General features: G+C 66.1%; 18 protein-coding genes. 2 read left to right on the top strand and 16 right to left on the bottom strand.

The window, feature by feature from the left end; genetic code table 11:
• Nucleotides 1–630: 630 nt before the first annotated feature.
• The 7 genes from FM113_RS16805 to FM113_RS16775 form a co-directional block, all read right to left on the bottom strand.
• A complete protein-coding gene (locus FM113_RS16805; protein WP_087015981.1) occupies nt 631–1,905 on the bottom strand; it encodes an Nramp family divalent metal transporter in 1,275 nt (424 codons plus the stop codon).
• Nucleotides 1,906–1,992: 87 nt separating this feature from the next.
• Nucleotides 1,993–2,403 (bottom strand): TetR/AcrR family transcriptional regulator, encoded by a 411-nt coding sequence (locus FM113_RS16800; RefSeq protein WP_140393402.1) that lies wholly within the window; start codon nt 2,401–2,403, stop codon nt 1,993–1,995.
• The gene (locus FM113_RS16795; RefSeq protein ID WP_254909065.1) at nt 2,390–2,866 is read right to left on the bottom strand and encodes a GNAT family N-acetyltransferase; all 477 of its coding nucleotides are present in this window, start codon (nt 2,864–2,866) and stop codon (nt 2,390–2,392) included. Before FM113_RS16795 ends, FM113_RS16800 begins: the two co-directional genes overlap by 14 nt.
• Nucleotides 2,847–3,269, bottom strand: a complete 423-nt coding sequence (locus FM113_RS16790) for a cytochrome c oxidase subunit 4 (RefSeq protein WP_087015979.1) — start codon at nt 3,267–3,269, stop codon at nt 2,847–2,849. The genes FM113_RS16795 and FM113_RS16790 overlap by 20 nt, the downstream gene beginning before the upstream one ends.
• 17 nt (nt 3,270–3,286) lie before the next feature.
• Nucleotides 3,287–4,924 carry a cytochrome c oxidase subunit I gene (ctaD, locus tag FM113_RS16785; protein WP_254909066.1) on the bottom strand — a complete coding sequence of 546 codons (1,638 nt, stop codon included), beginning with the start codon at nt 4,922–4,924 and terminating at the stop codon, nt 3,287–3,289.
• A 17-nt stretch (nt 4,925–4,941) separates the two neighbouring features.
• Nucleotides 4,942–5,790 (bottom strand): cytochrome c oxidase subunit II, encoded by an 849-nt coding sequence (coxB, locus tag FM113_RS16780; protein WP_087015977.1) that lies wholly within the window; start codon nt 5,788–5,790, stop codon nt 4,942–4,944.
• A gap of 149 nt (nt 5,791–5,939) precedes the next feature.
• The gene (locus FM113_RS16775; RefSeq protein ID WP_087015976.1) at nt 5,940–6,317 is read right to left on the bottom strand and encodes an iron-sulfur cluster assembly accessory protein; all 378 of its coding nucleotides are present in this window, start codon (nt 6,315–6,317) and stop codon (nt 5,940–5,942) included.
• Between the two features lie 161 nt (nt 6,318–6,478).
• Here FM113_RS16775 and FM113_RS16770 point away from each other — a divergent pair, with 161 nt between their 5' ends.
• Nucleotides 6,479–7,054: a DUF3043 domain-containing protein gene (locus FM113_RS16770; protein ID WP_087015975.1), complete on the top strand. Its 576-nt coding sequence runs from the start codon at nt 6,479–6,481 to the stop codon at nt 7,052–7,054.
• A gap of 77 nt (nt 7,055–7,131) precedes the next feature.
• On the opposite strand, the gene FM113_RS16765 is transcribed toward FM113_RS16770, so the two are convergent.
• The 3 genes from FM113_RS16765 to hisD are packed head-to-tail and all read right to left on the bottom strand — an operon-like array spanning nt 7,132 to nt 10,000.
• A complete protein-coding gene (locus FM113_RS16765) occupies nt 7,132–8,181 on the bottom strand; it encodes a quinone-dependent dihydroorotate dehydrogenase (protein ID WP_087015974.1) in 1,050 nt (349 codons plus the stop codon).
• A 2-nt stretch (nt 8,182–8,183) separates the two neighbouring features.
• Nucleotides 8,184–8,687 carry a transcriptional regulator NrdR gene (gene nrdR / locus FM113_RS16760; protein WP_087015973.1) on the bottom strand — a complete coding sequence of 168 codons (504 nt, stop codon included), beginning with the start codon at nt 8,685–8,687 and terminating at the stop codon, nt 8,184–8,186.
• Entirely contained in the window at nt 8,687–10,000 is a 1,314-nt protein-coding gene (gene hisD / locus FM113_RS16755; protein ID WP_087015972.1) for a histidinol dehydrogenase, read from the bottom strand. The genes nrdR and hisD overlap by 1 nt, the downstream gene beginning before the upstream one ends.
• A 132-nt stretch (nt 10,001–10,132) precedes the next feature.
• On the opposite strand from hisD, the gene FM113_RS16750 reads away from it, so the two are divergent.
• Complete coding sequence (locus FM113_RS16750) at nt 10,133–10,885, top strand: sulfite exporter TauE/SafE family protein (protein WP_087015971.1); 753 nt, start codon at nt 10,133–10,135, stop codon at nt 10,883–10,885.
• On the opposite strand, the gene FM113_RS16745 is transcribed toward FM113_RS16750, so the two are convergent.
• The 6 genes from FM113_RS16745 to FM113_RS16720 all read right to left on the bottom strand — a co-directional run bounded on the left by FM113_RS16745 (nt 10,850) and on the right by FM113_RS16720 (nt 21,429).
• Nucleotides 10,850–12,418: a methyltransferase gene (locus FM113_RS16745; RefSeq protein ID WP_087015970.1), complete on the bottom strand. Its 1,569-nt coding sequence runs from the start codon at nt 12,416–12,418 to the stop codon at nt 10,850–10,852. The two genes, FM113_RS16750 and FM113_RS16745, sit on opposite strands and share 36 nt — an antisense overlap.
• Nucleotides 12,419–12,422: 4 nt before the next feature.
• Entirely contained in the window at nt 12,423–13,292 is an 870-nt protein-coding gene (locus FM113_RS18020) for a hypothetical protein (RefSeq protein WP_140393401.1), read from the bottom strand.
• Nucleotides 13,293–13,414: 122 nt separating this feature from the next.
• Complete coding sequence (locus tag FM113_RS16735; RefSeq protein ID WP_087015968.1) at nt 13,415–14,062, bottom strand: NAD(P)-dependent oxidoreductase; 648 nt, start codon at nt 14,060–14,062, stop codon at nt 13,415–13,417.
• A 74-nt stretch (nt 14,063–14,136) separates the two neighbouring features.
• Entirely contained in the window at nt 14,137–15,612 is a 1,476-nt protein-coding gene (locus FM113_RS16730; RefSeq protein ID WP_087015967.1) for a glutamate synthase subunit beta, read from the bottom strand.
• Complete coding sequence (gene gltB / locus FM113_RS16725; RefSeq protein WP_087015966.1) at nt 15,605–20,239, bottom strand: glutamate synthase large subunit; 4,635 nt, start codon at nt 20,237–20,239, stop codon at nt 15,605–15,607. The genes FM113_RS16730 and gltB overlap by 8 nt, the downstream gene beginning before the upstream one ends.
• 428 nt (nt 20,240–20,667) lie before the next feature.
• Nucleotides 20,668–21,429, bottom strand: coding sequence for an SDR family oxidoreductase (locus FM113_RS16720; protein ID WP_087015965.1), 762 nt, complete (start codon nt 21,427–21,429; stop codon nt 20,668–20,670).
• Nucleotides 21,430–21,511: the final 82 nt, after the last annotated feature.

The following is a 21,511-nucleotide window of genomic DNA, read 5'->3' as shown; positions in this document are numbered from 1 at the left end:
GAGGTTCTCGTGATTTCAACCAGGCTCGCCGCTACCAACGTCCTGGCCGGGTACATCTAGCGCCCTCTACCCGCCGCGCACCAACCGTGAACCCGCACCAACCGTGATCCGGCGCCAGTCCTGGACCCGTACCACGCCGGGCTCTCCCCCCACGCCACTGAGGGGCGCCCGGTCCTCGGCGCCGAAGCGCGCGGGGTTTCTCCAGAATGAGCCGAATCTTCGCCAGCACCACTCATTCCCGAGAAGACCGCTACGTTCGGACGACTGAATCACCTGGGATGCTCTATCCGGTCGGATTTCCCAGTGAGGCGGCGGGCGTGGGAGCAGCGATCGGGCGGCCCTCAACAGGGCTGAGGCTCATTGAGAATCAACGGAACACAGCCGTTCTGAAGAGCACAGCCGTTCTGAAGAACACAGCCGTTCTGAAGAACACAGCCGTTCTGAAGAACACAGCCGTTCTGAAGAGCACAGCCGTTCTGTAGAACACAGTGGCTGGGATGGCGCGTGAGCGCGCAAAGGGCACGGGACGTAGCTGGGAGGCGGGCTGCTGTAGCGGACCCCTGCCTCCAGGTAGTGAGATCCCACTCAATCGCCTCAAGGTTCACACGGCCAAGCCTTGGCGTGGAAGCGCTACGCCTGGCCGGTCGCGATGAGCCAGATGAGGAGCAGGTTGAGAACCACGATGAGGAGAATCACGACCCAGGTGATCACGCGCAGGACGGTGCCGTTGCGGAATACCCCCATGAGCGTCTTATTCTCGGTGAGGCGTGCGAGCGGAATGAGCGCGAACGGGAGCCCGAGGGAGAGCAGCACCTGGCTCATGACTAGTGCCCACGTGGGATCCACGCCCATCGCGAGGATGATCAGCGCGGGGATCAGCGTGATGGCCCGGCGAGCGACCATAGGAATCCTGACCTTCAGGAGTCCCGACATGATCGTGGCGCCCGCGTAGCACCCGACTGAGGTGGAAGCGAGTCCCGAGGCGAGTAGGCCGAGGGCGAAGACCACGCCAATCGTGGGGCCGAGAGCGTCGGTAATGGCCGCGTGGGCACCCTCGATCGTGTCGGTGCCCTCTACGCCGCGGAGGCTCGCAGCGGCAAGCAGCAGCATTGCGATATTGACGCCACCGGCGACAATCAAGGACAGCCCAACGTCCCAGCGAGTGACCGTGAGCAACCGCCTGAGCCCGCTCGGCGTGTGCGCGGCACCGTGTCGGTCCCGGGCGAGCGCCGAGTGCAGGTATACCGCGTGCGGCATCACGGTGGCCCCGAGCATACTTGCAGCGAGCAGCACGGTCTGCGTGCCCTGGAAGCGGGGCACCAGACCCTCGAGCATGCCCTGCCCATCGAGCGGGCTGAAGAGTAGGCCGGCGAGGAAGCCGATCGTGATGATCGCGAGCAGGCCAATCACCACAAACTCGAAGGAGCGCTGCCCGCGCCTGGACTGGATCGTGAGCAGCAGCATGGACACAAGCCCCACGATGAGGCCTCCCAGCGGCAGTGGGACCCCAAAGAGGAGATACAGGGCGAGCGCTCCCCCGATCACCTCGGCGACGTCCGTGGCCGCGGCAACAAGCTCGGCCTGCAGCCAGTAGAGTCGGCGCGGCCATGTTCTCATGCGGCCACCCAGCAACTCCGGCAGGCTCTGCCCGGTCACGAGCCCCACCTTTGCCGACAGGTACTGCACAAGCATCGCCATGACGTTGGCGACGACAAGCACCCAGAGCAGTAGATACCCGTACTCGGCACCCGCGGTGAGGTTCGCCGCGACGTTCCCGGGGTCGACGTACGCAATCGCGGCAACAAAGGCAGGTCCGAGCAGCCCCACCCCGCTGGCGCGGCGCGCAGGTCGGATACTGCTCGGACCAGCGGTGCGGGGGGCCGAGACTTCGGGTTGCCGGGTCATAAAGTTAGACTAGCCGAACAAATACCGACTGAGAGGTGAAGCCGCAGTCAGCTGAGTGCAAATTGGCCCTATTGACCGAGTCGCACCCTACAGGCTGAGTAGCCGAGTGGCGGCGCTCTCCAGGAGGTCGGCAAACCCCTCAGCACCGAGATACTCACGCAGTGGCGTCAGAAGCGTCCGCAGGGACTCTCCAAGTGCGGGATCCGGCATCGCCGCCAAAGCCTGGAACACGAGCAGCGCATCTCCGGGCAGACGCTGCGCGAGGCGGACCCGAGCCACACTCTCGGACACACACGCGAGGAAGAGTTCGTGTTTGGTGCGGAAGTTCGCATACACGTGCGGCTGCGGCACTCCGGCGCGGGCTGCAATGCGCGCGGTCGAGGTGCCGTGATACCCCGAGAGGCCGAACTCGTGGAGTCCGGCCTCAATCAGGTGTTCACGATTCTCACCGGGCCGCCGGCGAGAGCGGGGCTCCGGCATCTGGTTAACCCAGGTCAAGAATCTTACGGTAGTGCTCACCCACCGGCTCAAAGCCGCGGTGGTTGTAGAACGATCCGATGCGCGCGGTGGCGGTGGACAGCTGTCTCACCCCGCGACCCATGCAGTAGTGTTCGTTCGCCTGCATCAGGCGGTCACCGATCCCCTGTCCGCGGGAGGCTTCGTCAACAACGATCTCCTGGAGGTGGGCGGTGAGCCCGGGGGCATGCAGCAGGCGGGACACGGTAAGAAGCGAGTAGCCTACGACCTTGTCACCGGACTCGGCGACGAACAACACGTTCGTTTCCTGGTCGCGGTGACGCAGAACGTTGTCGTAGGCGACAAGGAACTCGTCGCTCCCGATCGTCTCGCGCCCCGTCGTGAACTGCCGGGCGAGAGCGAGGACGGCACGACCGTCCTCGCTCTGCGCGCGGCGAATCACGATGCGTGACTCGGTCGCCGACTTAGCGGGCGAAGTTGCCACGGTAGTACTCGTAGACCCAGCCCACGACCCCGACAAGCACCAGCGGCACCGTCAGGAAGGAGAACCAGAAGTTGAATCCGATGCACATACCCAGGATCACGAGGGAGATCGCGAATGCCAGGAACAGCGGCCACCAGCTCCAGGGGCTGAACTCGCCGAGCTCGGGATCCCCGTCGTCGATGTCCGAGTCCAGCAGATCCTCGGTCAGAACCCCGCCCTGCTTCTTCTGCACGAGCATCAGATACACAGCGATGAAGGCAGTCAGCCCGCCAGAGAGCAAGATCGTTGTCGATCCGGCCCACTCGACGTAACCGTGCTCGATGAGGTTCCACACGGTGTACACCGATGCGAGCAACACCATGTAGGCGGTCAGGATCCAGAAGATGACAATGTTGGATTTCATAGTGAGTCCTCCTCAGATCACTTCTGCTCGGAGAGCGCGGGAGCCGGTGCCGGCTGCTCCACACCACTGACCTCGGGGTGGTTGAGGTCGAAGGCGGGAGACTCGGAGCGGATGCGCGGAATCGAGGTGAAGTTGTGGCGCGGCGGCGGGCAAGAAGTTGCCCACTCGAGCGAGCGGCCGTAGCCCCACGGATCGTTGACCGTGACCTTGGTCCCGCGACGCGAGGTGATGTACACGTTCAGGAGGAACGGGATCATCGACGCACCGAGGATCATGGCACCGATCGTGGAGAGCTGGTTACCCCACGTGATGCCATCCGAGGGCAGGTAGGTGTAGTACCGGCGAGGCATCGCCATGACACCCAGCCAGTGCTGCACGAGGAAGGTCATGTGGAAGCCGATGAACAGGACCCAGAAGTGAATCTTGCCTAGACGCTCGTCGAGCATCTTGCCCGTCCACTTCGGCCACCAGAAGTAGAAGCCGGCGAACATTGCGAAGACCACGGTGCCGAAGACGACGTAGTGGAAGTGCGCCACGACGAAGTAGGTGTCCGAGATGTGGAAGTCGAGCGGAGGCGATGCCAGGATCACGCCGGTGAGACCACCGAACACGAAGGTGACGAGGAAGCCGAGCGACCACAGCATGGGGGTCTCGAAGGTGATCGAGCCGCGCCACATCGTGCCAAGCCAGTTGAAGATCTTCACACCGGTCGGAACTGCGATCAGCATGGTCATCAGCGAGAAGAACGGCAGCAGCACGGAGCCGGTGACGTACATGTGGTGTGCCCACACAGTCATCGACAGTGCAGCGATCGCGATGGTCGCGTAGATCAGCGTCTTGTAACCGAAGATCGGCTTGCGGCTGAACACGGGGAAGATCTCAGAAACGATACCGAAGAACGGCAGCGCGATGATGTAGACCTCTGGGTGACCGAAGAACCAGAACAGGTGCTGCCAGAGAATTGCTCCACCCTCGCCGCTGTAGATCTGCGCGCCGAAGATACGGTCAGCCGCCAGCGCGAAGAACGCCGCTGCGAGAACCGGGAAGACGAGGAGCACGAGGATCGAGGTGACGAGCGTGTTCCAGGTGAAGATGGACATACGCCACATTGTCATGCCGGGAGCGCGCATCGTGATGATCGTCGTGATGAAGTTCACGCCGCCCATGATCGTGCCGAAGCCAGCGATGCCAAGTCCCAGCACCCAGAGGTTGCCACCCACGCCCGGCGAGTACGTCATGTCTGACAGGGGCGCGTACGCAAACCAGCCGAACGATGCGGCACCCTGCGGAGTGAGGAAGCCACCGACCGCGATCAGCGAGCCAAAGGTGTAGAGCCAGAAGGCGAAGCCGTTCAGTCGCGGGAACGCGACATCGGGAGCGCCGATCTGGAGCGGCATGATGACGTTTGCGAAGCCCGCGAACAGCGGAGTTGCGAACATCAGCAGCATGATGGTGCCGTGCATGGTGAACAGCTGGTTGTACTGTTCCTTTGTCGCGACGACCTCAAGGCCGGGAGCGAACAGCTGCGCGCGGATCACGAGGGCCATGAGGCCACCGATGAGGAACCACACGAAGGAGCTGATCAGATACATGTATCCGATCACCTTGTGGTCCGTGGACGTCAGCCACGAGACAATGACGTTGCCCTTCTTCATGTTCTTGATATCCCTCATTACTCGTTCTGAGCCTTGGCCTGGTCGCCGTAGAAGCGATCCTGGTTCGGGTTCAGGTCAATTCCGGCCTCGCCGGTGTTGCCGGCTTCGCGCAGCGACTTAATGTATGCGTCGTACTCGTCCTGCTCGACGACCTTGACTTCGAAGAGCATCATCGAGTGGTACTCGCCACAGAGCTCTGCACACTTACCCATGAAGGTGCCGGTCTTTGTCGGCGTGAAGCTCATGTAGTTGGTCTGGCCCGGAATCATGTCCTTCTTGTACAGGAACTCCACAACCCAGAAGGAGTGAATGACGTCACGGGTTTCGAGACGGATCTCGGTGGTCTTATCGACGGGGAGGTAGAGAACCGGCATGGTCTCTTCCGTCGGCTCACCCTCGGTGTCGGTCTGCACCTGCACGCCCGAGAAGAACACGTCTTCGTTCGTGTAGTTGAAGTCCCACGCCCAACGCTTGCCGATGACCTCGACAACGTTCTCGGGGTTCTCGTAGCGCGACTCGATCTTGCTCTGCTCCTGCGCGGTGAACGCAAAGAAGCCGAGGACCAGAATCACCGGAACGACCGTGAAGAAGGTCTCGATCGGCATGTTGTACCGCAGCTGGACCGGAAGACCGGTCTGGCCCTTGCGGCGACGGTAGGCGATCGTGGCCCAGATGATCAGGGCCCAGGTGAGCACGCCGACGGCGAGCAGCACGGTCCACGAGGTCACCCACAGCCCGGTGATGCCGTCCGTGTGGTTAGTAGCTCCCTCAGAGCCTGCGGGCAAGAAGCCTCGCTGCTGCTCCGGGGTGCAGCCTGCCAAGAGCAACGCTGCCGAGAGCGCTACCGGGGCCGCAACCCATTTCATTCGACGATTGGAACGCACCGCATACCTTTCGAAATGTTTCGTGCCGCCCGGAATGCAGGCGAAGCTGATTACTCCCTGTTAGCTTAGCGCGAACCGAGGCGTTCCCCGAACCAACGCAGGGTGTCGCGGAATATCGGCGCGCAATTCGCTTACCCGAAGCTGTCGCCGCAGGCGCAGCTGCCCTGCGCATTGGGGTTATCGATAGTGAAGCCCTGCTTCTGAATCGTGTCCTCGAAGTCAATCGTGGCCCCGTTCAGGTACGGGATACTCATCTGATCGACAACAACCTGCACTCCCGTGAAGTCCACAACTGAGTCGTTGTCAAGCTCACGCTCATCAAAGAACAACTGGTAAATCAGTCCGGAGCAACCACCGGGCTGCACGGCGATCCGCAGGCGCAGATCGTCACGTCCCTCCTGGGTCAGCAGGCTCCGCACCTTGTCCTGTGCCGCATCGCTCAGGGCAACCCCGTGCGCCGGCTCCACACCTGTCGCCGCGGCGTCGGCCGCGATCGTCTCAGTACTCATGACTTCTCCTCGCTCGCGCAGTAAATAGAGATGCTTCTAGTCTACCGCCGCGGCGTGGGCAGCAAACCCTCGAAGCAACACGGTATTCTGGGGCACAGTGAGCCCACGCGTGTGGGTCAGGGACCGGGCGCAACAGTGCGCACCAGATCGAGAGGACAGGCGTGTCAAAGAAGGACGCTGCAGACGCGGCGGGCACAAACGAGCAGGACGCTGCCGCAGCTCAGGCCGGCAAGGGTCGGCCGACGCCGTCGCGCAAGCAGGCCCAGGCCGCCAACGCGCGACCCATCGTGGGGTCAAAGGATAAGACGCTCCAGAAAGAGCAGCGCCGCCAGCAGGCCGACGCGCGCGAGCGTGCGCGTCTCGGAATGATGGAGGGCGATGAGCGCTACCTCACCGTGCGTGACCGTGGCCCCCAGCGCCGCTTTGTGCGTGATTACGTTGACGCGCGCTGGAACATCGGCGAGATGCTGATCCCCATGATGCTTGTTGTCCTCGTGATGACCTTCATTCCCGGGATCGTGCAGGTCATCAGCCTCGTCGTGATCTGGGCCTTCGTCGCACTTGCGGTGCTCGACGCGGTGTTCCTCGGAATGCGACTCAAGCGCATCCTGGGTGAAAAGTTTGGTGAGGATCGGGTACAGCCCGGCTTCCGCTGGTACGCGGCGATGCGCGCGTTCCAGTTCCGTCCGCTACGGATGCCGAAGCCCCAGGTCAAGCGAGGGCAGCGTCCCGAGTAGGACTCCCCCGCCACACACCAAGAACGGCCCCGATTCGATCTGATCGAATCGGGGCCGTTCTCGTTTCGGGCGTGGCACTAGGCGGCAGCGTTGCCCCGGTACCCAATCCGGGCAAGCCCGCGGTTGATCGCGCGCGCCCACAGCGGCCCTTCGTAGATAAACGCTGTAAAGCCCTGCACGAGGGTCGCGCCCGCCAACAGGCGGTCGTGCACGTCGGCCGCAGTTGTCACGCCGCCGACGGAAATCACACAGAAGTCGGGATCCGGCGCGGTCTCGCGGATCCGGCGTAGCACCGCAAGCGAACGATGCTTCAGCGGCCCCCCGGAGAGCCCGCCGGCCCCCATCCGCTCGATCTCCCGCTCCGACTCGAGCAGCCCCTCGCGCGAAATCGTCGTGTTTGTCGCAATGATTCCGTCAAGACCCAGCCGCAGCGCGAGCGCAACGATGCCATCGATCTGCTCGTTCTCCATGTCGGGCGCGATCTTCACGAGCAGCGGAGTACCATCCGCGGCGTCACGCACCGCAGCCAACAGCGGCTCCAGCAGTTCGAGCTCCTGGAGACCCCGAAGGCCTGGCGTGTTGGGTGAACTCACGTTGACCGCGAGGTAGTCCGCGATCGGGGCAAGACGCTCGGTGCTCCACACGTAATCCTGCTGCGCGTCTTCAACCTCGGTGATTCGGCTCTTGCCGATGTTGACGCCGATGACGGGGCGGTTTCGGCGCAGCCGGGCGCGCTCGATGCGCGGCACGGCACCGGCCGATCCCCCGTTGTTGAACCCCATGCGATTGATCAGTGCGCGATCTCCCACGAGGCGGAACATGCGCGGCTGCGGGTTGCCGTCCTGCGCGTGACGGGTCAGAGTACCGACCTCGACGTGACCGAAGCCGATCTCGCCGAGGCCGGCAATCCCGATCGCGTTCTTGTCGAAGCCCGCGGCGAGGCCAAACGGGCTCGGGAACTCCAGGCCGAGGGTTCGCACGCGCAGCTGTGGTGCCGGCCGACAGAAGCGACGCACCAGTCCACCCAGGAACGGTGTCGCCTGGATAACTTTGAACGCGAGGTGGTGCGCGGGTTCGGGATCCATGTGACGCAGCACTGTCGAGAAGAGCAAGGGATAGAGGCGCATGGCTACTCCTGGGTCGCGGCCGGTGACCCGGTCGTATGGTCTGCGGGATCGGCGGCGACGGGTGGATGCGCGCGGAGTTCGGAGATCGCGGCGTCGAAGTCCGCGAGCGATTCGAATGCCTGATACACGCTCGCAAAGCGCAGGTAGGCGACCTCGTCAAGATCGCGCAGGTGGGGCAGGATCGCAAGCCCGATCTCATTGGCGTCGAACTGGGCGATGCCGCTCGATCGCACCGACTCCTCAACCTGCTGAGCAAGAACCGCGAGATCCGCCTCGGTGACCGGGCGCCCCTGGCAGGCTTTGCGCACACCACTCATGACTTTTGAGCGGCTGAACGGCTCGACAACGCCGGAGCGCTTGATCACGGTGAGGCTCGCGGTTTCCGTCGTGGTGAAGCGACGTCCGCACTCGGGGCACTGGCGACGGCGGCGGATCGACAGGCCATCGTCGGCGGTGCGCGAGTCGATGACCCGGGAATCGGGGTGGCGGCAGAATGGGCAGTGCATTACGCGGTCTCTTCCTCAAAACGGGTACTGACGGCCTCGCCGTGCGCGGGGAGTCCCTCCGCACCGGCAAGCGCGAGCAACGGTGCCTCAGCCTTGGCGAGCGCGGCCCGGTCGTAGCTCACGATCTGCTGCGGCCGCAGGAACGTGTGGGCACCCAACCCGGACGCGAAGCGCGCGGTACCGCCGGTGGGGAGGACGTGGTTCGATCCGGCCAGGTAGTCGCCGAGGCTCACCGGGGTAAAGCCGCCCACGAAAATCGCGCCTGCGTCGGTGATGCCAGCGAGCACGCCCTCGTCGTCACGCGTCTGGATTTCCAGGTGCTCGGGGCCGTAGGCGTTACTGACGCGCACGGCTTCGGCGAGCGTATCCACGAGGATCACCGCGGACTGCGGCCCGGCGAGCGCGGTTGCCACACGGTCGGCGTGGGCGGTGCGGGGTGCACGATCCGAGATCTCAGCCTGCACGCGCGCGGCGAACTCGGCGGAATCGGTCACGAGCACCGATGCGGCGGCCTCATCGTGTTCGGCCTGGCTGATCAGGTCGGCGGCTACGAAACGGGGGTCGGCCGAGTCGTCCGCGATGACAAGGATCTCGGTTGTGCCGGCCTCTGAGTCGATGCCGACGAGGCCGCTCACCACGCGCTTCGCTGCGGCGACGAACACGTTCCCGGGTCCGGTGACCACGTCAACGGGTTCGAGCCCGATCTCGGGAGCACCGTGGGCGAAGGCGGCAATTGCGCCGGCCCCGCCAATCGCGTACACCTCTTCGATCCCGCAGAGCGCTGCCGCCCACAGGACGGCCGGGTGGGGCAGTCCCTCGTGATCGCGCTGCGCCGGGGACGCAAGTGCCAGGCTCGGCACGCCCGCGGTCTGCGCCGAAACGGCGTTCATGATCACCGAAGATGGGTACGCGGCTTTGCCGCCCGGGGCGTAGAGCCCCACCCGCGAGACCGGCTGCCAGCGTTGCCGGATCACGGCACCATCACCGATGCGTGTCTCCTGCGGGGCCGGCACCTGTGCGGCGGAGCCGAGACGCAGCCTGGCGATGAGTTCGGTGAGTGCTTCGGACACCTCGGGTGGGCAGGCCTCGAGCGACGCCGAAATCGCAGCGGCAGGCACCCGGAGCACGTGCCCCTCGACACCGTCGAAGTCTCGGGCCTGCTCGCGGAGCGCCGCGACACCGCGCTCGGCAACCGCGGCGACAAGCGGGCGAACACGCTCGACGGCGACGTCGGCGCTCAGGGCCGCACGCGGCACCAGTTGCAGGAGATCGCTGCGGGAGAGCTCGCGCCCTCGGAGGTCAATCGTTTGCATCACGGAGTCCAGTCTACCGATGCGGCCGTGGCTCCCCCGCGTCCGGAGTCTGCAAGGATGGGTGAGTCACAACGGAAGGCGGCATATGCGCGGCACACGGACGCGTCGGGAGTGGAATGCGGAGGGCCCGACATGACTGTCGCAACCGCAGCACTCATCATCGGGCTTGTGGTCATCGGCTCGGCGGCCCAACGAATGGCGGGCCTCGGTTTCGCGCTGCTCGTTGCCCCATTTATGACGCTGCTGCTCGGGGCGCACTCCGGTGTACTGCTCGTCAATGTGCTCGGCGTGATCTCCAGCGTGCTGATCCTGCCCCGGGTGTGGCGGGCTGTCGACTGGTCAATGTTCCGCTGGCTCGGGGCGTTCGCGATTGTCGGTGCGGTGTTGGGCTCGTGGCTCGCGCTGCAGTTCTCCCCGGCGGTCATGGCCGTCGCGGTCGGGGTGATCGTGATCGTCGCACTCGGCGCGTCACTCACCCTCTCGGGAAACCGGTTCTCCACGGATCTGCGCGCACCTCGCGGCGTGGCCGGCTTCCTCTCCGGTCTCACGAACTCGCTCGCGGGTGTCGGCGGACCTGCGGTCAGCGCCTACGCCGTGCTGACCCGCTGGAACCAGACCACTTTTGCCGCGACACTGCAGCCGTACTTCATCCTCACTGGCGGCGTCTCCGTCGTGACCAAGCTGCTGCTCGATCCCGTGGCGCTGCCGCACATGGACTTGTGGTTCTGGGTGCTCGTGTTCGTGTCCGTGATCGGGGGCATCGTGCTGGGCGAGCGGCTGCTGCGCGTGGTGACGCCCACCCAGGTCAGACGCTTCGTGATCTTGCTCGCGTTCGCCGGGGCCGGCGCCTCACTGATTCGCGGGATCGTCGACCTGATCGGGTAGCGCGGGCCGGAGCATCCCGAGCCAGGCGAGCTCCCGAGCACCCGCGATCACGGCGGCGCGAGCCGCATCCGGTTCCACTTCCAGGAGCTGCGCGAGCGCGTCCGCGATCTGGCCCAGGGTGAGATCACCGTCGCTCGCGCCGACCGCGGCAGCGAGCAGAGGATCGGCCATGACTCGACGCGCGATCGGCCGATCCGTGACGAGGGTGATCGCGCGCGGCGCGTCCGATCCGGGATCGTGCAGGCGCTCCTCGGTGACCGTGTCACTCACGAGCCAATGGTGCGCGAGGACCTCGGCATCGCTGAGCCGTGCGGCCACAGCCCCTGCCGCGAAAGCACGCTCGAGGTCCGTGCCGAGTGCATCCTCGCTCCAGGCCCCAGTAGCCTGCTCAACGTGGACCACAGACTCGGGTGCGTGATCCGGCGCAGTCCCGAGTTCGCGCCGGATCCGGATCGATCCGAGCCCGATCGCAACGATCCTGCGCGCCGCAAAATCACCGAGCCAGGCATCGAGCAACGTGTCAAATTCCGCACTGCCGGGCCGGGCGCCGCCGTCCCGCGCCCAGGTCTCCGCATACTGTGTCGGACTCACCCGGTCGCGCTCGATGACCCAGGCCGTCACCGGCAGCCCCGAGGCCGCAAGCCACTCGCCCACTCGCTGCAACCCGTTTCCGCCCCACGGGGTCTCCCAGTTCGCAAGGCACAGCAGACTCCCGCCGGGAGCGAGCGCAGCGGGTGCCTGACTCACCACTGCGGCCGCAAGTGCGTCGCCGACAAGTCCGCCGTCGCGGTACTCATAGACCGGCCCGTCACCCGTGCGCGGGGTGATCACGAACGGCGGGTTGGAGAGGATCAGATCGAAGTGCTCCCCGGCGACAGGTTCAAGGAGGCTGCCCAGCCGGAACTCGATTGCGTGGTGCATGCCGTTCAGCACCGCATTCGCTGCGGCAAGCCGGAGGGCGCGCTCGGAGATGTCGGTCGCGATAACGCGGCCGCCGCGCAGCGCGAGGTGCAGAGCAACGATGCCGCATCCGGTCCCCAGATCGAGACTCAGCGCGACATCGCTGACCGGCGCCTGCGCGATGAGCGAGCGGGTGGCCCCGCCCACACCCATGACGTGATCGGGGCGTGCGGGGCCGCGGCGCAGCTGATCGTCGAGGTCGGAGAGGATCCACCACTCCTGCGGTGCATCCGCCCGCGCATCGCTCACGGTTTCCGGGTTCAGCGACAGCGCAGCGCTGAGCCCGGCAGGGGTGTCCGCCACGAGTTCGAGCTCCCGGGCACCCTGCGCCCCGAGTGTCGGCAGCGCCGCGTCGAGCTTCGCCGCGGGCACCGCCTCCCCCAGCAAGAACACGCGGGTGAGCGTGGCGAGCGGCGACGCCTCCCGGTCCGCGAGGGCGCGCGCAGCGGGGACACACACACCCCGCCGCCGCGCCGCGTCCGCGTCCGCACCGAGGAGGTCGCGGACGGCGGCCGAACGGTAGTCTGCGGCACGGAGATCATCGCGGAGATGACGGATCAGTTCGAGGTCCATCCCTCTAGCGTAGGGGGCGTGATCCCCCGGTTCCGCTCACAGAGCGCCGAGCGAGAACGAAGCAGAACGCCGAGGCAGCAAGCCCGAGCGCGGCGAGACCCACAACTGCCGAACGATCACCCACTCCGGTGCGCGCGAGTTCCGCGGGACGCGCTGATTCTGTGGAGCCAGCTGGAGGATTCTCCGTGTGGATTGGGGGATCAGGTTTCTCGGGCTTTACGGGTTTTACGGGCTTTATTGGTGTCGGCGGCTTGTTGTTGCCCAGCACGGTGAACTCGATCGAGTCCGTGCCAGTGATCGAATCAAGCACCCTGCACATGAGACTGAGATAATACTCGACCGACAATGCGTCGTCAGGTATCCGCGCGTCAATGCGGAAGATACCGGATTCCGATGCCACTACCGGTATGCGGAATAGATAATCGAAGGCTAACCCGTCTTCTAGATGGTAGAACGTGAGGTTTACCGTTGGCGTAGCTATACCGCCGATGGAACATTCCCCGCTGAGTTCCACGGTCTCCCCGGGATACGCCCGTGTTGCTGAGCTCCACAGTTCAGAGACAAAGACCGGATCCTCGTAATCGTCCTCGTCTTCCTCAGGCAAGGCGGCTTCGGGTGCACCCGATTCTGATCCGGCAGCGCCCGACGCTGATTCGCTTGATAGGTCTCCATGAAGCAAGGGCCTAGGGTCCGCTGACTCATCCGTTGGCTTGACGGGTTCGAAGCTTGGAGAAGTCGATTCACCTCCCACAGCTTCCCCGGAGGGCGGCGGAACCGCGACGAGCAGCCCGCCTGTCAGTGCAACACTGACGAAGACGCCGAACCCCGCCCTCGACGCAATTCGATGGAACAGACCGACAACGTACTTCTTCATTGCGTACCCGCTTCGGACTCAGGACGGAGCCGAGTACCACTGTACGTGACGAAGACTTCTCGGCACAGCTCGGCCCGGGTCACGGTGCGCATCACCATGACCCGGGCCGAGACCTTCCGCGTCTAGTACGCGAGGGTGAAACGCTGGCGGCGGTGCTCCGGCGTCTCGATCTCGTCGACCACGGCCACGCCGAAGTCGGCGCCCGAGATGTTCGAGTTGCCCTCGGCGTCGGTGAGGAGCACATCGCCGCCCAGACGGTACTCGCCGGTGTACTCTCCCGCTGCCCAGGGGCCGAAGCCGCCAGCCGGGCTGACGTAGAACCAATCGAGCTGTTCGGGGGTGGCGCGCAGGTCCTCAAGTACGTCGCCCATCACGGCGGCTTCCGTCTGGATCTCCGCCGGGAATTCGGGACCGTCCATGACGCGCGGGCCGCCCGGTGCCTGGAGCAACGATCCGGCACCACCCACCACGCCCAGGCGCACACCTGATGCCGCAGCGACTTCGGCTGCGAGTTCTGCGATCGCACGACGCGTCTCGCCAGCCATGTCGCCGCGCGGCGAGATCGCGACAATGATCACGTCGGATCCAGCGATCCAGCGCGCACGATCCGCCGGGTCGAGGATCGAGCCGCGAGTGTAAGTGACCCCGGCGATCTGCTGTGCGACTTCCCCGCGCGTCACGCTCGTCACCGTGAAGCCGCGGACGGCCGCTGCCTCCGCAATGTGCGATCCCGCGTAGCCGCTGCCGCCGATAATTGTCACTCGAGTCATGGGGTGTATCCCTTCATCCGACTGCGTCGCGTGGTTCGCGGCGCTCGCTTCAGGCAACCGTGCCTGGGCCCACCCTATTCCCGTGAATTCGATACGGCAAAGGCCCGTTCCTGTGCGCCAACAGGGCTTGGGAGCACCGTAGCACCGGTCAGAAAGCGGTCCGCGGCGGCCGCAGCGGACCGTCCCTCGGCGATCGCCCAGACGATGAGGGACTGGCCGCGGCCGGCGTCGCCAGCGACAAACACGCCGGGGATTTCGGTCGCGTAGTCGTCTCCGCGCAGCAGCGCGCCGCGCGGGCCAGCGGGGAGCGAAAGCGCGGGATCGGCGACGGGTTCCGGCCCGCTGAAGCCGAGCGCAACGAGCACGAGGTCAGCCTCAAAGAGCACCTCGGTGCCGGGGATCGGGGCCCGCCCCTGCTCGGTGAAGCCGGTTTCGGCAACGCTGAGCCCGGTGACCCGGCCCTGCTCCCCCACGCACTCCACGGTCGCGGCGAGGTAGCGCCGTTCCCCGCCCTCCTCGTGTGAACTTGACACCTCGAACAGTGTGGGGTGCACAGGCCAGGGTTGGCCGGATGGGCGTGCCTCCGGGGGCTGAGCGCCGATCGCGAGGCTCGTCACCGAGCGGGCGCCCTGACGGTGGGCGGTGCCCACGCAGTCGGCCCCGGTATCGCCGCCGCCGATCACGATGACGTGTTTCCCGGCCGCGGAGAGTGCTGCGGGGACGGCCGCATCGGCTCCTCCCTGTTGTTCTCGGTTCGCCGCGGTGAGGAAGTGCATCGCGGGGAGCACTCCGTCAAGTTCTTCACCGGGCACCCCGAGCGCGCGCGGCACGGTCGCACCGGTGGCCACGATCACGGCGTCAAAGCGTCGGCGGAGTTCCGCCCAGCTCATGTCGACGCCGATCTCCACGCCGCAGCGGAACCGGGTCCCCTCAGCCTTCAGCTGCTCGATCCGGCGCTCCACGAGCGACTTTTCAAGTTTGAAATCCGGGATACCGAACCGCAGCAATCCACCCGGGGCCTCATCCCGCTCGTACACCGCGACGGTGTGACCCGCGCGTGTCAGCTGCTGTGCGGCGGCGAGCCCCGCCGGCCCCGAGCCGACAACCGCGACGGTCTTTCCTGTCAGCCGCTCAGGCGGGCGCGGCACAACCCAGCCCTCGGCGAAGGCAGTATCGATGATTGAGTTTTCCACCTGCTTGATGGTGACCGCGGGTTCGGAGATCCCGAGCACGCAGGCCGATTCGCAGGGAGCCGGGCAGGCCCGCCCCGTGAACTCTGGGAAGTTGTTCGTCTCGTGTAGGCGTTCAACGGCCTCCCGGCCCCGGCCACGATGCACGAGGTCGTTCCACTCGGGAATGAGGTTGCCGAGCGGGCAGCCCTGGTGGCAGAACGCTACCCCACAGTCCATGCAGCGTGACGCTTGCCGTGCCACCAGAGTCGGGTCGGCAGGGTCGACGACCTCGCGCCAGTCCATAAGCCGCAGTGCGACTGGCCGTTTCGGTGTGAGCTCGCGCTCGCGCACCGTCAAGAATCCGCGCGGATCAGCCATGCGTTGCCTCCAGAATTTCGTTCCACACGGGTGCCCCGTCGGGGTCGGCCCCAGCGGCGTGCGCGCGTGCCCGGATTGTGAGCACCCGAGCGTAGCCGCGCGGGATCAGTCGGGTGAAGCGGGCGTAACCGCGTTCGGGGTCGGTCGCGAGCTCAGTCAACAGACCCGTGGCGAGCTCGGAGCCCGTTTGCTCAACGTGCCGCTCAAGCAGTTCGCGGATCCGGGAGCGCAGGGCCGCCATCTCCGCATCGGGGATCATGGCCGTGCCGTGCGGGGTCGCGGCATCCCGGCCCCCGCCTAGCCCCTGCAGCTGGAGCGCGCCCGACGCGAGCTCCGCAGCGTTGACGTCCGCGGGATCAAGGTCGAGGATCACAGCTTCTCCGCCGGACATGCCCGCACCGATGTTGCGTCCCGTGGGGCCGAGGATCAGCGCGAAACCTCCCGTGAAGTATTCGAGTGCGTGGTCGCCAGTGCCTTCCACTACGGCGGTGGCCCCGGAGCCCCGCACGAGGAATCGCTCCCCCACAACACCCGCAATCCAGAGGGAACCGCTGGTGGCGCCGTAGCCGATGACGTTTCCCGCAATGACGTTGCCGGCTGCCGAGTGCGCGGCCTGCGGGTGGGGACGGATCGTGATTTCGCCGCCGGAGAGTCCCTTGCCGACGTAGTCGTTCGCTTCCCCCAGCAGTCGCAGGGTAATCCCGGAGGGCAGGAACGCCCCGAGGGATTGCCCAGCCGAGCCTTGCAGGGTGAGGTCGATTGTTTCGGGCGCAAGTCCTGCCGCACCGAAGCGGCGGGTGACCTCATGCCCAAGCAGCGTGCCCACGGCGCGGTCGACGTTGCGCACCGGCAGGTCGAACACCACGGGGCGGCGGGCGGTGAGCGCGTCCTCCGCGAGCGCGATGACGGGTACGTCGAAGTGCGACTCGAGCTCGTGATCCTGCGCCGTACCGTGGCGACGCGGCTCGTCTGAGCCGAACTCGGGGCCGCGCAGGATCGGCGTCAGGTCCAAACCGGATGCCTTCCAATGCTCAACTGCGTCGCTCACATCGAGGGAGGCCGTGTCGCCGACGGCCTCGGCGAGCGTGCGGTAGCCGAGCTCCGCAAGGATCTCGCGCACTTCCTCCGCGATGAAGGTGAAAAAGTTCACGATGTGGGCAGCCTGCCCGGTAAAACGCTCCCGCAGCTCCGGATTCTGCGTCGCCACCCCTACGGGACAGGTGTCCAGGTGACACACCCGCATCATGATGCACCCAGAGACCACCAGCGGCGCGGTGGCGAAGCCAAACTCTTCAGCTCCCAGCAGCGCCGCGATCACGACGTCACGACCGGTCTTGAGTTGCCCGTCGGCTTGCAATACGACCCGCTCGCGCAACCCGTTCAGCATGAGCGTCTGCTGGGCCTCGGCGAGGCCAAGCTCCCACGGACTTCCCGCGTGCTTCAGGGAGTTCATCGGGCTCGCACCGGTGCCACCATCATGGCCGGAGACGAGAATCACGTCAGACAGGGCCTTCGCGACGCCGGCCGCGACCGGCCCGATCCCGCTCTGAGCGACAAGCTTCGTGGAGATCCGAGCGGCCGGGTTAGCGCGCTTCAGATCGAAGATGAGCTGTTTCAGATCCTCGATCGAGTAGATGTCGTGGTGCGGCGGCGGCGAGATCAAGCCAACCCCGGGCGTTGCGTGACGGGTGCGCGCGATCCACGGGTACATTTTGCCGGGTGGCAGCTGCCCACCCTCGCCGGGCTTGGCCCCCTGCGCGAGCTTGATTTGAATCTCGTCTGCGCTCGTGAGGTAGTGGCTCGTCACCCCGAAGCGACCGGAAGCGACCTGCTTGATCGCGCTGCGGCGCGCGGGATCGTCGAGACGATCCTCGCTCTCACCACCCTCGCCCGTGTTGGACCGCCCACCGAGCTGGTTCATGGCGATTGCGAGTGTTTCGTGTGCCTCAGGCGAGATCGACCCGTAGCTCATCGCACCGGTGGCGAATCTCCGCACGATCGAGTCAACTGGCTCGACCTCGGCGAGCGGCACCGCCGGCCGCTGCGGGGCGAACCGGAAGAGGCCGCGCAGCGTCATCAGGCGCTGCTCCTGTTCGTTCACGCGTGCCGTGTAGTCGGCGAAGACGTCGCGCCGGCCGGAGCGCGTCGCGTGTTGCAGCGTGAACACTGTCTGCGGGTCGAACAGGTGCGGCTCTTCGCCCCGCCGCCATCGGTACTCGCCACCCGTGTCGAGGCGGGCGTGCGCGAGCGGCGCGGAGTCGTCCGGGTAAGCGGCGCGGTGCCTGGCGGCGATCTCAGCCGCGAGCACATCGAGACCGACGCCCCCGAGCCGGGAGGCCGTGCCCGTGAAGTAGCGGTCGACCAGCGGCTGACCCAAGCCGATCGCTTCAAAGGTCTGCGCGCCGCAGTAGGAGGCGACTGTCGAGATCCCCATCTTGCTCATCACCTTCAGCATGCCCTTGCCGAGCGCCGTAATCAGGTTCGCCACCGCGCGCGGCTCGTCCACGCCTGTGATCGAGCCGTCCCGCACGAGGAGTTCGACGGTCTCCATTGCCAAGTATGGGTTCACAGCGGCCGCCCCATACCCGATCAGTGTCGCAACGTGGTGCACCTCGCGCACGTCGCCGGATTCCGCGATCAGTGCGACGCGCATGCGCGTCCCCTCCCGGATCAGGTGGTGATGCACCGCCGAGACCGCAAGCAGTGACGGTACCGGGGCGAGCGCGCGGGTGGAATCGCGGTCCGAGATGATGAGAAACTCGGCACCGGCCAGGATCGCGGCATCAGCCTCCGCGCACATCGCCTCGAGCCGCTCGGCGAGGCCCGCGGCACCCCGTTCCACGGGGTACAGGCCGCGCAGCGTGACCGCCCGCTCGCGGAGCGGATCATCTCCGAAGTGTTGGATGCGCGCCAGGGCGTCATTATTGATGACCGGGAAGTCGAGGATCACCTGCCGGGCGTGCGCGGCGGACTGCGTGAGGAGGTTCTCCTGCGGCCCCATGCCGGCGCGCAGACTCGTGACGAGCTCCTCCCGGAGCGCGTCAAGCGGCGGGTTTGTGACCTGCGCAAACTGCTGCACAAAGTAGTCGTGTACATGGCGTGGGCGATCCGAGAGCGCTGCGATCGGGGTATCGGTCCCCATAGCGGCGAGCGGCTCCACGCCGTCACGGGCCATCGGGGTCAGCACGAGGCGCAGCTCCTCCTCGGTAAATCCGAAGGTGCGCTGGCGGCGGTTGATCGAGGCGGGCGGATGCACAAGATGCTCACGTTCGGGCTGCTCGGCGAGCCTGATCCGGCCCTCCTCCAGCCACTGCCCCCACGGCGCGCTCGTGGCGAGTTCCTGCTTCACCTCGGTATCCTCACGAACCTGCCCGGTCGCAAGGTCAACCGCGAGCATACGGCCGGGTCGCAGCCGCCCCCGGTGAGCGACGCGCTCGGGTTCGATGTCGAGCACCCCGGCCTCGCTGGCGATCACAAGTAGACCGTCGGTTGTGGTGAGCGTGCGCCCGGGACGCAAGCCGTTGCGATCCAGCAGCGCAACGAGCTCGGCCCCGTCCGTCGCGATCATCGCCGCGGGGCCGTCCCACGGCTCCATGAGCAGCGAGTGGTATTCAAGGAAGTCGGTGAGCTCGGCGCTGAGCCCGGTCTCGGACTCCCAGGCCTCGGGCACCATCATCGCGAGGGCGTGGGGCAACGAACGTCCCGCCATCACAAGCAGCTCGAGAACCTCGTCAAAGCTCGCCGAGTCGCTGCCGCCCGCCGTGCAGATGGGCAGCAATTGCCGCACGTCGCCCAGCCGTTCCGAAGCCAGCTGCGACTCTCGCGCGCGCATCCAGTTCCGGTTGCCGCGGACGGTGTTGATCTCCCCGTTGTGTGCCACGAGGCGCAACGGCTGCGCGAGATGCCACGACGGGAAGGTGTTCGTGGAGTACCGCGAGTGCACGATCGCGAAGCGGGACACGAGGCGCGAATCACCCAGCTCCGGGTAGAACCTGGCAAGCTGCAGGGTCGTGACCATTCCCTTGTAGACGATCGTGCGTGATGAGAGCGAGGGCAGGTACGTGCCGGTTTCATGCTGCACACGTTTCCGCAGGCGGAATGCGCGTCGCTCAAGCTCGTCCGAGGACAGCGGGGCGGCGGGGCCGGAGGTCACGATGAGCTGCGAGATTGTGGGGGCCGCGGCCCGTGCGCTCTCCCCCAGCACCTCGGGCCGCACGGCAACGGGACGCCAGCTCAGCACCGCGAGGCCCTCCTCGGCGGCGAGGGCGGCGATCCGGAACTGCACCGCGCGGCGTTCGGTTGACTGCGTCGGGAGGAAGGCGAGCCCCGCAGCATAGGCCCCGGCTGCGGGGAGTCGGAGTGTCGGATCCTGCGCTGCGAGTTCCGACCTGATCAACGCATCGGGGATGTCGCATAGGATCCCCGCCCCATCGCCCGTGCCCGCGTCGGAACCCACCGCGCCGCGGTGTTCGAGGTGTTCAAGCGCTCGCAGCGCGAGTGCCACGATCTCGTGATCCGGGGTCCCCGTGAGCGTCACGACCGCTGCAAGGCCACAGGCGTCGCGCTCATCCGCGGGATCGTAGAGTCCGACCGCAGCGGGGTGTTCTGAGGGGGTGCGTGCGCTCATCGAAGTCCTCTACTGTTCGGGGACTTCGAATCTAACACTCGTTTATTCGGCGTTTTGACCAAATACACGCAGTTCCTGCGGGGCGTTCGGCCAACACCCCACTAGCGCCGTAGATCATGCGAGTATGCCGCCCGCGTGCCGCAGGTCTCGTGCGCCCGTAACACGATCGAAACACAACCGTTTCCCGGCGGAAACTGCGCCCGAGCAGGGCGAATCTGACCGGATTCCGATACCTGAAAACACCAGCCCACACGGTCCAACTATCGAACACTCCTCGCCGGACCACCGTCGGGTCAACCTCGAAGGGTGAGTTGTGGCTGCTTCCATTCGAGGAAGCAGCCACAACTCACCCTTCGATGATCGCGAGACGCGGCGCGATGTGACGCGGCGCGACGCGACGCGAGACACGCTCGGCGCGGGAGCGCGCGTTAGCCGCCGAAGCTGCTCGTGTCGCCCACGAGGCGAGTGTTGTCCGCGGGGACCGGCTCGACGGCGGCGAGAGCGACCTCTGCCGCGAACTCCGCAACGTTGTACAGGCGGCCGGCCTGTTCGCGGCGCTCCTCGATCGCGCCCGGGTTCAGGCGGTTCAGCAGGGTCGCGGTGACGGTGCCCTCGATCATGTCGCCCGATACCACCACAAACTCGATGCCGCGCTCAGCGAGGGCCGGGATCCGCTCACGCAGCGCGTCCTCGCCGGCGCGCTTCGAGCGAGCCACGGGCTCGTACTCAGGCATCGTGGGCGTGGTGTTGATGAAGTGCGCCTGGTGGCTCGTCACGAACACTACCCGCGCACCCTCGGCCATCAGCGGCAGCGCCGCGTCGAGCACGGAAAGCTGCGCATCACGATTCAGCTGCAAGGCATAGTCCTCGGCCATGCCGCCCTCCATGCCTCCGGAGGCGTTCAGCACCAAGATGTCGAGCCCGCCGAACTCTTCGCGGATCGCGTCCATCATGCCCGCGACGGAGGCGGGATCGGTGAGGTCCGCACCCTGAACAAATGCGCGCACGCCGAGTTCGCGGAGCTGCGTCGCGAGCTTCTCAGCGCGCGGGGCCTTGTTCCGGAAGTTCACGACAACGTCGGCTCCGGCCTCAGCGAAGGCGCGGACCGTGTCGGCCCCGACCCCGCGGGACGACCCGGTTACGAGCGCGCGGCGGCCGGAAAGACTTCCCGGCTCAAGAATCTGTGTCACTAGTGCTCCTCACATCGACGAAGTGAACGTACTCAAGGGTACTGGAGGCGGGCATATCCCCGGGGCATGCTCGGGCGAAGTC

The sequence above is a fragment of the Leucobacter sp. 7(1) genome (assembly GCF_900163635.1).
Lineage (GTDB): Bacteria > Actinomycetota > Actinomycetes > Actinomycetales > Microbacteriaceae > Leucobacter.
Note: the sequence above shows the minus strand (reverse complement) of the source record. Positions and strands in the feature narration are given on the sequence as shown.